At 64.2% G+C, this 12802-nt stretch carries 12 protein-coding genes; 3 read left to right on the top strand and 9 right to left on the bottom strand.

Annotated elements, in window-relative coordinates; all coding sequences use genetic code 11:
• The first annotated feature begins 360 nt into the window (after nt 1-360).
• On the top strand, nt 361-1383 hold the full coding sequence (locus tag CGZ66_RS07510) for a substrate-binding domain-containing protein (RefSeq protein ID WP_095083064.1): 1023 nt from the start codon (nt 361-363) through the stop codon (nt 1381-1383).
• Between the two features lie 36 nt (nt 1384-1419).
• On the opposite strand, the gene CGZ66_RS07505 is transcribed toward CGZ66_RS07510, so the two are convergent.
• Nucleotides 1420-2328 carry a LysR family transcriptional regulator gene (locus CGZ66_RS07505; protein ID WP_095083061.1) on the bottom strand — a complete coding sequence of 303 codons (909 nt, stop codon included), beginning with the start codon at nt 2326-2328 and terminating at the stop codon, nt 1420-1422.
• Between the two features lie 78 nt (nt 2329-2406).
• Between CGZ66_RS07505 and CGZ66_RS07500 the strand changes: the two genes are divergently transcribed.
• Together CGZ66_RS07500 and CGZ66_RS07495 are read left to right on the top strand one after the other, a co-directional pair.
• Nucleotides 2407-3225: a class I SAM-dependent methyltransferase gene (locus CGZ66_RS07500; RefSeq protein WP_095083059.1), complete on the top strand. Its 819-nt coding sequence runs from the start codon at nt 2407-2409 to the stop codon at nt 3223-3225.
• A 23-nt stretch (nt 3226-3248) separates the two neighbouring features.
• Entirely contained in the window at nt 3249-3743 is a 495-nt protein-coding gene (locus CGZ66_RS07495) for a hypothetical protein (RefSeq protein WP_095083057.1), read from the top strand.
• Between the two features lie 13 nt (nt 3744-3756).
• Here the strand turns inward: CGZ66_RS07495 and CGZ66_RS07490 are convergent, their stop codons facing one another.
• The 8 genes from CGZ66_RS07490 to CGZ66_RS07455 all read right to left on the bottom strand — a co-directional run bounded on the left by CGZ66_RS07490 (nt 3757) and on the right by CGZ66_RS07455 (nt 12791).
• The gene (locus tag CGZ66_RS07490; protein WP_095083056.1) at nt 3757-5199 is read right to left on the bottom strand and encodes a S8 family serine peptidase; all 1443 of its coding nucleotides are present in this window, start codon (nt 5197-5199) and stop codon (nt 3757-3759) included.
• The gene (locus CGZ66_RS07485; RefSeq protein WP_095083054.1) at nt 5189-5857 is read right to left on the bottom strand and encodes an anti-sigma factor; all 669 of its coding nucleotides are present in this window, start codon (nt 5855-5857) and stop codon (nt 5189-5191) included. Before CGZ66_RS07485 ends, CGZ66_RS07490 begins: the two co-directional genes overlap by 11 nt.
• Nucleotides 5854-6420, bottom strand: coding sequence for a sigma-70 family RNA polymerase sigma factor (locus CGZ66_RS07480; protein WP_095084313.1), 567 nt, complete (start codon nt 6418-6420; stop codon nt 5854-5856). Before CGZ66_RS07480 ends, CGZ66_RS07485 begins: the two co-directional genes overlap by 4 nt.
• Before the next feature lie 223 nt (nt 6421-6643).
• Complete coding sequence (locus tag CGZ66_RS07475) at nt 6644-7483, bottom strand: alkaline phosphatase family protein (RefSeq protein ID WP_095083052.1); 840 nt, start codon at nt 7481-7483, stop codon at nt 6644-6646.
• 92 nt (nt 7484-7575) lie between these two features.
• Complete coding sequence (locus CGZ66_RS07470; protein WP_095083050.1) at nt 7576-9165, bottom strand: ABC transporter substrate-binding protein; 1590 nt, start codon at nt 9163-9165, stop codon at nt 7576-7578.
• A gap of 177 nt (nt 9166-9342) precedes the next feature.
• Nucleotides 9343-10998 (bottom strand): ABC transporter ATP-binding protein, encoded by a 1656-nt coding sequence (locus CGZ66_RS07465; protein WP_095083048.1) that lies wholly within the window; start codon nt 10996-10998, stop codon nt 9343-9345.
• Nucleotides 10998-11822 (bottom strand): ABC transporter permease, encoded by an 825-nt coding sequence (locus CGZ66_RS07460; protein WP_095083047.1) that lies wholly within the window; start codon nt 11820-11822, stop codon nt 10998-11000. The genes CGZ66_RS07465 and CGZ66_RS07460 overlap by 1 nt, the downstream gene beginning before the upstream one ends.
• A 9-nt stretch (nt 11823-11831) precedes the next feature.
• Nucleotides 11832-12791 (bottom strand): ABC transporter permease, encoded by a 960-nt coding sequence (locus CGZ66_RS07455; protein ID WP_095083045.1) that lies wholly within the window; start codon nt 12789-12791, stop codon nt 11832-11834.
• Nucleotides 12792-12802: the final 11 nt, after the last annotated feature.

The raw sequence follows: 12802 nt of genomic DNA, 5'->3' as shown, positions 1-12802 counted from the left end.
GTATTCCTCCCAGTGGGCCACAAACACCGGACGGAACCTCCATTCCGCCCGCCGACGCCGCAGGACTGTGACTCAGTCGGAAAGGAACCGCAACCTTTCGAAGAGTCTTCCAAAGCGCTTTGGCTTTTTTGATCTCGCCATTGAATCGCTCGGAAGTCAAGAGGGTGACCGACTAATCGATTTAATTTTGAGCTGGCGACGTGTAAAAAGTGCGCTGCAGCATGTATTTATGGCGGTGCAGCAGCAATTTTTGTTTCAAACTCGCCCAAAGCGCGCCTATGCTTGTCTTCAAATCGCTGCGTCCCGCGTGACGCTCGGATCCAATCGAATTAAAAGCGCTTTGAGGCGCGGAGGCCTCCTGTGAACCTCAAGCAGCTCGCCCATATGCTGGCGCTTTCGCAGACCACGGTAAGCCGTGCCTTGAACGGCTATCCCGAGGTCAACGAGGAGACGCGCCGGCGGGTGATGGACGCCGCCAAGCGCCATGGCTATCGCCCCAACCCCAGCGCGCGCCGGCTGGCGACGGGCAAGACCGGAATGATCGGCTATGTCCTGCCGACCGGTGCGTCCGTCGATATCGATCCGCATTTCGTCGAGTTCCTATCCGGCCTCGGCGACTATGCCCGCTCGCATGAATTGGACCTGGTGCTGTCGCCGGCCGACGCCGACGACCAGGAAACGACCTACCGGCGCATCGTCGCCAACCGGCAGGTCGACGCCGTCTATATCTCCTCGCCGAGGCCCGCCGACCGCCGCGTGGGGCTGGTCAACACGCTCGGCATTCCCTTCATCGTCCATGGCCGCAGCGAAGGCTTTGATTTCGACTATCCTTTCACCGACATCGACAATGAAGGCGCCTTTCACGAGGCATCGCGGCTGCTCATCCAGCTCGGCCACCGGCGGCTGGCGCTGATCAACGGTGACGACCGCGAGACCTTTGCCATCCATCGCGAGCGCGGCGTGCGCCGGGCATTGGCGGCGAGCGGGCTGGCATTGGGCGAACGCCATGTCTGCTCGGTGGTCATGACCGAAGAGAACGGCTATCGCGCCACCAGGCGCTTGCTGGAGGCGGGCGATGCGCCGACAGCAATCGTCTGCTCCAGCCTGATCATGGCGCTGGGCGTGGTGCGCGCGGTGCGCGATCTCGGCCTGACCATTCCAGGCGACATATCGCTGATCGCCCATGACGACGTTTTCCCCTGGCTGAGGCCGGAGAACTTCTCCGTGCCGCTGTCGACGACGCGCTCGTCGATCCGTCTCGCCGGCGCGCGCGTCGCCGAGCGGCTGGCAGCGCGGATTTCTGGACTGGAAGAGGGCGCCCGCGGCGAGGTCTGGCCGGTCGACCTGGTGGTCCGAGGCTCAGTCGCCGGTGCGCCGGCCTAGGGACCGGACAACTCCGAACGACAGTTGGCCGGCGTCTCAGGCCGGGGATTTGAGGTGATCGATGAAGGCGCGCAGCTTCGGCAAGACCTGGCGCCTGCCGTGATGATAGAGGAAGACGCCCGGCGTCGAGGCGGCAACGTCGTCCAGTACCGACTTAAGTTTTCCTTCGGCGATCGGACCTTCGGCAACGGGTCGAGGCGTCTGCGCCAGCCCGACGCCCTGCATGGCGGCACCGAGCAGCGTCGGATAGTCGTGTGCGATCAACGGGCCTGAGACCATCGCCTCGATCGCCTCGTTGCCGTCGACGAAGGACCAGGGCGCGATCGCGCCGTTCGAACGGCGCAAGCGCAAGCAGGCGTGGTGGCGCAAGTCGTCGACACGCTGGGGGCGGCCGTGGCGCTCGAGATAGTCAGGGCTGCCGACGACCACGAACGCGAATGGCGGCGTGAGCCGCACCGCCACCATGTCAGCCGCGATGAACTGGCCAAGGCGGATACCGGCATCGAACCCGCCGGTCGCGAGATCGACCATCTCGTCGCTCGCGGCGATCTCCAGCTCGATCTCGGGATAGGCTCGGCAGAACGATGCGATCATCGGCTCCAGGATCAACGGCACGACGGCGCGGGGCACGGACAGGCGCAGCAGCCCGGTCGGCCGCTGGCTGGCGTCGCGCACCGCCTCGCCGGCAGCGACGAGTTCCTCGAAGGCAGGGCCGGCACGGTCGAGGTACCGTTGGCCAGGCTCGGTCAAGCCGACGCTGCGCGTCGTGCGGACGAACAGCGCCGTGCCCATACGCGCTTCCAGCGCGCGCACCGCCTGGCTCACGGCGGACGGTGTCACGCCGAGGTCCGCGGCGGCACGGCGGAAGTTGCGGTGCCTGGCGACAGCCAGGAACGCCTCGACGCCCTCCAGCGCACCGTGTCGGACTGTGTAGTTCTGCTTCATGGGCTGTTGTGATTACAGCGGATAGTCGAATTATGGAAGCGGGCTTAGGTAGGAGGTGAAGCCTGGAGACATCTTGCAATGACCGATGAACTTGATGGAGTGCGCGACCACTATCGCGCGACCGGCCTGACTGAGCGGCTGAAGACGGTACTGGCTGCCCTTGGCCCGGATGATCAACTTCTCACGCCCCAGCAATTGGGCGCCCTTGACCAATTTCATACCCGTGGGCTTGCCGCCACCGCCGAGCTTGCCCAATTGGCGGGGATCGCCGCCGGCATGTCAGTGCTGGATGTCGGTTCGGGCATCGGCGGGCCGGCGCGCTTCCTGGCCGCGACCTATGGTTGCCGGGTCACTGGCGTGGATATCAGCGAGCCTTTCGTGGATGCCGCGCGTTATCTGACCGACCGCACGGGACAGAGCGGGCAGCTGTCGTTCCAGACCGCCAGTGCACTGGAGCTCCCATTCGATGATGGCCGTTTCGACATCGTGCTGCTGCAGCATGTGGCGATGAACATCTCCGACCGGGCGCAGCTCTATCGCGGGATTAGGCGCGTGCTGAAGCCAGGCGGCAGGTTTGCCACCTTCGACGTCGTCTTGGCCATGGGCGAGCCACACTACCCGCTCCCATGGGCGCGAACGCCGGCGACGAGCTTTCTCATGACCATCGGTGCGACGCGCGAGGCGATCGAATCAGCCGGCTTCCGCATACTGACATGGCAAGACGACACCGAGGTTGCCAAGGCGTGGTTCGCACAGCTCCGCGTTTCGGGGCCGCCGCCTTCGCCAAATCTCGGCGTGGTGATGGGGCCTGACTTCGCGGAGCTTGCGACCAACCTGGGGAGAAATCTGATGGAAGGCCGGCTCGGCGTCCTGACCGCGGTGCTCGAGGCTGCGTGAACCAACCGTTGAGAGGAGGCCAAATGTCTACGGAATTCCTGTTCCAAACCCATCTCGTTCTGGGCTATGTCGCGTGGCTGCTTTGCCTCAGTGCCTACGGTCTGCCGTGGCTGAGGTCGATGGACCGGGTCGCGTCGCAACGCGCTATTGCTACCTTGCACAGCTTCCGCTTCTTCGGGCTCGTCTTCCTCGTCCCGGGCGTCGTCAGCCCCGATCTGCCGGCCAGCTTCGCCGTGTTCGCCGCCTATGGCGACTTCGCGACAGGGGTGCTGGCCATGCTGGCGCTGCTCACCGTGAGGATACCTCGGCTGTTCTGGGCGTTCGTCGTCGCCTTCAATCTCGTCGGGATAGTCGACCTCATCGTTGACTATTACCATGCCGTCCAGATCGACCTTCCCGTTCGCGCGGGGGAATTGGGCGCCACCTACGCGATCCCGGTCATCTATGTTCCGCTGCTGATGATCACGCACATCGCCGCATTCTATTTTCTGGTGCGTCCTCGGCAAACCGCGGCTTGAGCCCTGTCGCGGACTACTCCTTCGCCGCCTCGGCGGCCTTGATGTCGAGCAGGCCGTAGCCGAAATCATTGTCGCGGCCCTTGGGGCCGAGATCCCTGGCCGTTGCCGCCAGCGCCTTCTCGATGCCGTCGGCCGAGCGGTCGGGCGCGGCATGGATGAGATTGGCAATGGCGCCGGTGACGATCGCTGCCGCGAACGAGGTGCCGGTGACCACGTCCGAGCCGGCGCCGCTCGGCGCCACCATCTCGACGCCAGGCGCCGAGATGAAGACATAGGCACCGCGATTGGCCTGCGGCATCAGCCCGTCCTTGGCGTCGGTGGCGGTCACCGCGATGACGCCGTCGAAGGCCGCCGGGTAGCCATAGGGCGCCTTCGGCCCGTTGTTGCCGGCGGCGGCGACCAGCACGATGCCGAGCGCCCGCGCATTGCGGCAGGCAACGCCGAGCAGGTCGTTCTTCGGTCCGACGAAGCTCATGTTGATGATGCGCACGTCCTGGCTCGCCGCCCAGTCGAGCGCCGACAGGATGACGTCCATGGTCGACTTGCCGCCCTCGAAGGCGCGGGCGTGGTAGATCCTGGCGCCGGGCGCCATGCCCTCGAGCGCGCCGACGCCGGCGATCAGCCCGTCGACCGAAGTGCCGTGATCGCGTTTTTCGATAGGCACGTCGGGCATGGCGTCGAATTGCCCGGCGATGACGCCCGAGAGCGCCGGATTGCTGTCGTCGATGCCAGTGTCGATCACCGCGATGCGGACGTTTTCGCCGCTGGCCTGTTTGGAATCGAGCGCGATGCGCTCGAAGGCATAGTTGACGATGCTGGCGGCCTGCTGCAGCGAATAGACATGGTTGGGTTCGCGCCGCTGGGTGCGGCCGTCGGCAGCCAATTGCGCCAGCACGACGCCGACGGGGCGGCCATCGGGAATGCCGAACCGCACCAGCGTGGTGCCAAGCAGCCGCGACTGTCGCTGCGAGCGCACCTCGAGGCCGAAGGACGCGGCGATCTGCTGCACGGCGCCGGCATCGCCATCGACAGTCACCAGCACTTCGTCGGGCACGAAATCGCCGGCCACCGCGCGCGGCGGCTGAATGGCGATGAGATCGGTCGGCGAGACGATCGGGCCACCGGGAGGTGGGCCGGCTTGATTGTCGGCAGGCGGCTCCGCCGGGTCCGGCCGTGGCGTCGGGGGCGGTGCCGGGGGCGCAACCGGATTGGGGAACAGATCGACGATCAGGGCTGGCAGGAAGACAGCGCCGGACTGCGCCGCGCCCGATCCGCCCGTTGTGTTGCGGCCATCCTTGGCGCAGTCGGCGCTTGCCGCATTGCTCGCGTCGCTGCAGTCGATTTTCGTCGGATCGGGGTTGGGGGCGTTGGTCTGCGCCGACGCAGGCACGGCGGCGATTGTCATCGCCGCCGCCAGGATTGCCGCAAATCGAATGACCGCCGCCTCAGCCGCCATCAACAGGTTTCCTTCCCTCGATCACAGTCTCGGTGAAGGGCTGGGCGGCAATAAGGCCGAGCTGCTTAGCGTAGTCGGCGGCGTTGTCAGCGGGAATACCAAGCAGGAACACGCCATCGGCGGTCGGTCCGCCGATGATCTTCAGCCCGTTGTTGCCCAAAAAGCCCGAAATGTCCGACATCTTCGCATCCGGCTTGAACTTGACCAGGGCGAACGGCATTTTCGCCAGATCGCCTTCCGCACCGGCAATCTCGAAATCCTTGCCCTTGCCGCCGGGCTGAACAAACGACTGCACGATGATCAGCGCCAGCAGAACCGCGGCCGCCGCCCAGGCGACACCGACCGGCACCGCCATGAAGCGGCCCCATGCCTGCGCCAGCCAGGACGCGCCCGCCTGCGCGCGTGCAGGTCCGGCCTCGGCGTCGAGCACTTTGGCGAAGCGGCTCAGCGCATCGGCCGGCGGGCGGATCGCTTCGTTGGCGGCGGTGGTGCCGGAGAATTCGGCTTCGGCCTCGCCAAGGGCGGCCAGCGCCGCGGGATCGCTGGCCAGCCATTCCTCGACGGCTTCCAGGTCCGAACCTTCCAGCGAGCCGTTCAGATAGAACGGCAGCAGCGTTTCCATTTCGTCGCGGCGCGACATCTTTTCAGCGGCGCTCATGGCCACCCCCTGTCGTAACCGGCGGCCTTCAGGGCCTCGCCGAGTTTCTTGCGGGCGTAGAACATTCGGGTCTTGACGGTCGCGACCGGAATGCCGAGCACCTCGCCGATCTCGCCCACCGACTGCCCATGATAATAGGCAAGGTCGATCACCGTGCGGTGCTCTTCCGGCAAGGCGTCGACGAAGCGCCGCAAGGCGGCGGCCTTGTCTTCCTTCATGGTGACGACTTCCGGCGTGTCGGCGCTGTCGGGCACCGCAGCGGCAGCCTCGTCGTCGATCCAGTCTTCCTTTTTCTTGCGCAGCGAAGACAGCGCCTTGAACCGGGCGATGCCGAGCAGCCATGTCGAGACTTCGGAGCGTCCTTCGAAGCCTGGCGCTTGCCGCCACAGTTCGAGGAACACCTCGTTCGCGATATCGTCTGCCATCATTTCCGATCCCGTCTGGCGCGCCACGAAGCGATAGACCCGCGCGTGGTGACGCATGAACAGGAGCCGCACGGCGGCACGGTCGCCCTTCGCGACCCGGTCGACAAGCGCGCGATCGGTCTCCGTCGCTGCCGTCATGGCCGGTCGAGCCGCCTGGCTCCTGTCTGCTCTGTCGCTGATCGGTCCAAAAAGGTTCATCCTCCGCCAAGGAATTCGCGGAGGCTAACCGAAGAGTGGGGCGGTTGCCAGACCATCCCTTCTCCACGTTCCCGTACCGAAGGAAGGTGTCGGCAGGCGGATGAGGGGCGGCGTCGGCGTTCGCTATTTATTTTCAATGTTGGCGTGCGTCGCCGGCACCCCTTCAGTCCAGGAAAGACTTCGCCTTCATTGTCGCCGGCACCGGCACGCCGAGGCGGCCCAAGATGGTCGGCGCCAGTTGCAGCTGGTCGAGCAGCATGTCGGCCTGCGGTCCCTTGCCGGGCCCGAAATAATACAGCGCGAAATCCTGCATCTCGTCGTCATGGCCGCCATGATGGCCGCGATCGGTCTGGCCGTGGTCGGCGGTGACCATCACCTCGTAGCCAGCCTCGATCCAGCGCGGCAGGAAGGCCGCCAGCATGCCGTCCATAGCATAGACGGCATGATCCATCTCGTGACAGTCATGGCCGAAGCGGTGGCCCATCGAGTCCAGCGTGCAGGTGTGCAGTATGCCGTAATCGATGCCGTGGCGCCTGGTTAGCATGGTCAGCGTCGCGAACAAATCGACGTCGCTCGGCGTCATCTGGTTGCGAAGGTTGTAGCCGGTCATGGTGTGGAACCGGCCATGCGTGATCGGTCCACCCGGCTCGTCGAATTCCATGTCCTCGACCAGGTCGAAGGGATAGGCGCGGAAGAATTCCGACCAATAGGAATGGGTCACCGCACCCGTCTTGCCGCCAGCCTTGCTGACTTCGGAGAAGATGTCGGGTTGTTCGACGCGGAACCGGTTCTCGTTGGACAGGATGCCATGCACCTGCGGCGAAACCCCGGTGTGGATCGAGGCGTAGCAGCAGGCGGAGGTCGACGGCAGCACCGAGCGCATCTTCCAGACGCTTGCCTCGCCCGATTGCACCCAGCCCTCGAGATTGCCCATCAGCCGGCGCCAGTTCCTGTAGGGGACGCCATCGAGGATGATCAGCAAAAGTTTTGTCTTGAGCGCCACGGGCGGCTCCCTGCGATTGACCAGTTGAAATCAGAACGCCGTGCACCGCTGGGCACACGGCGTTCCGTTTATGAACCAATAGGCAGGAAAGGCTAGGCGGTCAGCCAGCACGCGCCAAGGGCATAACCGTCCATCATCTCGCCGTTCGGGTTTTTGACGTAGCCGGCGATCTTGTTGGTGGCGGCAGCGTCGATGAACTGGTTGAAGAACGGCACGATCAGCCCGCCTTCGTCGCGCATCAGCACCGCCATGTCGTGGTAGATCGCCTTGCGCTTGGCCTGGTCGAGCTCGGCGCGGGCGGTATACAGCATCTTGTCGAATTCCGGCCGCTTGAAACGCGTGTCGTTCCAGTCGGCGGTCGAGACATAGCCGGTGGAATACATCTGGTCCTGCGTCGGCCGCCCGCCCCAGTAGGAGAGCGAGAAGGGCTGCTTGTTCCAGACCTCCGACCAGTAGCCGTCGCCGGGCTCGCGCTTGATCTCGATCTTGATGCCGGCCTTGGCGCAGGACTGCTGGTAGAGCTGGGCCGCATCGACGGCGCCTGGGAAGGCGACGTCGGAGGTGCGCAGCAGGATCGAGCCGCTGTGGCCGGACTTCTTGTAGGCTGCCGCAGCCTTTTCCGGGTCGAACTTACGCTGTTCGATATCGCTCGAAAACAGCGGATAGGCTTCGTTGATCGGGAAGTCGTTACCGACCGAGCCATAGCCGCGCAGGATCTTCTCCAGCAATTCATCGCGGTCCATGGCCAGCTTCAGCGCCATCCTCAGGTCGCTGTTGTCGAAGGGCGCGGTGTCGCAGAACATGTTGAACGGATAGTAGCCTCGGCCCGACACGTTCTCGATGGTGACGCCGGGGATGCGCTTGACCAGATCGACCACTTTCGGCTCGACGCGGTTGATCAGCTGCACCTGTCCACCTTGCAAGGCAGCCAGCCGCGCGGTCGCGTCGTTGATGACGACGATCTCAATCTGGTCGGCATGGCCCAGCTTGTCGCCCTGCCAGTAATTGGCAAAGCGCTCGCCGCCATGGCGCACGCCGGGCTGGTTGACGGTGACCTTGTAAGGCCCGGCGCTGATGCCGGCGTTGGGATTGTCCTTGCCGCCATTCGGCTGGATGACAAGGTGGTAGTCGGCCATCAGATAGGGAAAGTCGGCATCGGCGTCGCCGAGCGTGACGATCACTTCCTTGCCGCTCGGCTTGATGGCTTTGATGTTCTTCAGCACGCCGAGCGCGCCCGATTTCGATTTTTCGTCGGCGTGGCGCTCAAGCGTGGCCGCGACATCCTCGGCGGTTACGGTTTTGCCGTTGTGGAATTCGATGCCGTCGCGCACCTTGATGGTCCAGGTCTTGGCGTCATCGGAAGCACCGATCTCCTCGGCGATCAGGTTCTGGACGCCGCCTTCGGGTGTCAGGCGCACGAGGAATTCGCCCCACTGCTTGCCGAAATTGTAGGTGACCTGGCTGAGGTTCAGCGCCGGGTCGAGGCTGTTGGTCGATTCGCCGCCTTGCAGTCCGGCCTTGATGATGCCGCCCTTGACCGGCGTCTGGGCGAAGGCCTTGCCGGCCAGCGTCGTGGCCAGTGCCGCCGAGACGCCAAGTGCCGCGGTGCGGCCGAGGAAGTCGCGACGCGATATCCGGCCCTGTCCGGCGAGTTCAGCGAGATGGTCGAGTTCAGTGTTCATGTCCTACCCCCTTTTCTAAAACAACGTCACACGGTCGGCGCCCGTCCAAAGGGACGTGTGGCAATCTAGTGTTGCATGCGGATGACGGCAGGCGTGCCTGGACCAGCGGGTCGGGTCTATCCCTGTGCTTTGACGCAATCCGGACGGAAAATGGTTCACACTTTTCCTGGAATTGCCCTAGTTCCCCGCGCTCGCCATGCGCCGTCCCTTGATCGCCTTTTCCAGCCAGCCGATCTCCATCTCGGGGACCGACGACAGCAGAAGGTCAGTATAGTCGTCGAAGGGTGGGCTCAGCACCTTGCTCTTCGGGCCATAGCGCACCACTTCGCCGCGATACATCACAGCGATCGAATCGGCGATCGACTTCACCGTGGCCAGGTCATGCGTGATGAACAGATAGGCGACGTTTTCTTCCTTCTGCAGCTCGAGCAGCAGCTTCAGGATGCCATGCGCCACTAGTGGATCGAGCGCCGAGGTCACCTCGTCGCAGATGATCAGCTTCGGCTTGGCGGCGAGTGAACGGGCGATGCAGACGCGCTGCTTCTGGCCGCCGGAAAGCTCGGCCGGGTAGCGATCGGAAAAGCCCTTGCCCATCTCGATCTTATCGAGCAGTTCGGCGACGCGTTTGTCGCGCTCGCGGCCGCGTATGCCGAAATAGAACTCCAGCGGCCGGCCGATGATGGTGCCGACGGTCTGGCGCGGGTTCATCGCCACGTCGGCCATCTGGTAGATCATCTGCAGCTGGCGCAGGTCCTCCTTCGGCCGGTCGGCCAGCCGGTTTGCCAGCGGGCGCCCGTCGAAGGTGACAGTTCCTTCCTCGGGTGGCAAAAGCCCGGTGATGGCGCGTGCCAGCGTCGACTTGCCGGAGCCGGATTCGCCGACTACGGCCAGCGTCTGGCCCGGATAGATGTCGACCGAGACGTTCTTCAGCACTTTGATATGGCTGCGGCCATAGGCGGCGGTGACGTTCTTCACCGACAGGAACGGTGTCGTGCCGGGCTTCTGCTCGGCGTGCTCGATCTCATGCACCGACACAAGCGCGTTGGTGTATTCCTGGCGCGGCTCCTTGATGATCTGCCGGGTGCCACCCCATTCGACCAGCCGGCCATGGCGAAGCACCATGATCTCGTCCGAAACCTGGGCGACGACGGCAAGATCGTGGGTGATGTAGAGCGCCGCCACATGCGTGTCGCGGATGGCGTCCTTGATCGCCGCTAGCACGTCGATCTGCGTCGTCACGTCGAGCGCCGTGGTCGGCTCGTCGAAGACGATCAGGTCCGGCTCGGAGCAAAGCGCCATCGCCGTCATCACGCGCTGCAGCTGGCCGCCCGAGACCTGGTGCGGAAAGCGCTCGCCGATGGTTTCGGGGTTGGGCAGGCTGAGCTTCTTGAACAGCGCAACGGCGCGCTTCTCCGCCTCGGCGCGTGTCGCCGTACCGTGCAGCAGGGTGGCTTCCACCACCTGGTCCATCAGCTTGTGCGCCGGGTTGAAGGCGGCGGCCGCCGATTGCGCGACGTAGCAGACCTCACGGCCGCGCAGCTTGCGGAAGCCGTCCTTGCCGCCCTTGAGGATATCGCGGCCGTTGAGGATCACCTCGCCGCCGGTGATGCGCACACCACCGCGGCCATAGCCCATGGACGACAGGCCAATGGTCGACTTCCCGGCGCCGGATTCGCCGATCAGGCCAAGCACCTTGCCTTTTTGCAGGGTCAGCGAGACATCGTGCACCAGCACGATGTTCTTCGGCGGCTCGCCTGGCGGGAAGACAGTGGCTTCGATGCGCAGATTGCGGATGTCGAGCAGGAGGCCAGAGTTCGCTTTGCTGTCAGCCATCACCCGCGTCCTCCCTTCAGGCTGGTCGTCCGGTTGAGCACCCAGTCCGCAACCAGGTTGACGGAAATCGCCAGCATGGCGATTGCCGCCGCCGGGATGAGCGCGGCTGCGATGCCGAAGACGATACCGTCCTTGTTTTCCTTGACCATGCCGCCCCAGTCCGCATCCGGCGGCTGGACGCCAAGGCCGAGGAACGACAGCGTCGACAGGAACAGCACGGCATAGATGAAGCGCAGGCCGAGTTCCGAAACCAGCGGCGACAGCGCGTTTGGCAGGATCTCGCGGAAAATGATCCAGGCGCTGCCTTCGCCGCGCAGCTTTGCCGCCTCGACATAGTCCATGACGTTGATGTCGACGGCGACGGCCCGTGACAGGCGATAGACGCGGGTCGAGTCCAGAACGCCCATCACCAGGATCAGCGTCACCAGGTTGGTCGGCAGCACGGAGAGCACGACGAGGGCCATGATCAGCGTCGGGATCGACATCAGGAGATCGACGAGGCGCGACAAAAGCGTATCGAACCAGCCGCCAAACACCGCCGCGGAGAAGCCGAGGATGGCGCCGAGCGAGAATGACAGCGCCGTGGCAAGCACGGCGATGAAGAGCGTGATGCGAGCGCCGTAGATCATGCGCGACAGGAGGTCGCGACCGAGATTGTCGGTGCCCAGCCAATGCGTTGCCGACATCGGTTCCCAGACGTCGCCGACGATCTCGCCATTGCCGTGTGGCGCGATCCAGGGTGCGAAGAGCGCCGCCAGAACGAACAGTGACGTCAGCACGATGCCGATCAGCGCGGGGATGGGGATGCGTTTGATATCGAGCATATCCGCCCCCTATTTTGGATGTCTGAGACGTGGATTGGCGACGATAGCCCCTATGTCCGCAATGATGTTCAGGCTGATGTAGACGGCGGCGAAGATCAGGCCGACCGCTTGCACCACCGGCACATCGCGCTTGGTGACGTGGTCGACGAGATACTGCCCCATGCCCGGGTAGACGAAGATCACCTCGACCACGACAACGCCGACGATCAGATAGGCGAGGTTGAGCATCACGACGTTGATGATCGGCGCGATCGCGTTGGGAAAGGCGTGCCTGCGGATGACGTTGAATGCCGACAGGCCTTTCAGTTCGGCCGTCTCGACATAGGCCGACTGCATGACGTTGAGGATCGCCGCGCGCGTCATGCGCATCATGTGGGCCAGCACCACCAGCGTCAGCGCCGTCGCCGGCAAGGCGATCGCCTGCATGCGCTCCCCGAACGGCATGCCGTCATAGACGGTCGAAATGCCGGGGAAGATCTGCCATTTCACGGCAAAGAAATAAACCAACACATAGCCGATGAAGAATTCGGGAAACGAGGTCGAGGCCAACGCCAGTCCGGAGATCAGCTTGTCGACCCAGCCATTGCGGTAGCGCACCGCGATCAGCCCGAGGATAATCGCCAGCGGCACGGCGACGATCGCCGCCCAGAAGGCGAGAAACAGCGTGTTCCACAGCCGGTCCTTGATCGACGTCGCGATGTCCTGGCCGCTCGACATGGCTGTGCCAAGATCGCCGGTGAGCACGCCGCCGAGCCAGCGGAAATACCTGATATAGGCCGGATCGTTGAGGCCGAGCTGCTCGCGCAAATTGGCGAGCGACTCCGGTGTTGCCGATTGTCCGAGAATGGCTTGCGCAACGTCGCCGGGCAGGATCTGGGTGCCGGCGAAGATCAGGACCGAAACGGCCAACAACAGGACGATGCCCAGCGCAATGCGCTGGGCAATTAGCTTCAGGATGGGTGAAGACATATCCGCAAAGC

Source organism: Mesorhizobium sophorae, from assembly GCF_002270415.1.
GTDB lineage: Bacteria > Pseudomonadota > Alphaproteobacteria > Rhizobiales > Rhizobiaceae > Mesorhizobium > Mesorhizobium sophorae.
This window is presented reverse-complemented; position numbering and strand designations above follow the sequence as displayed.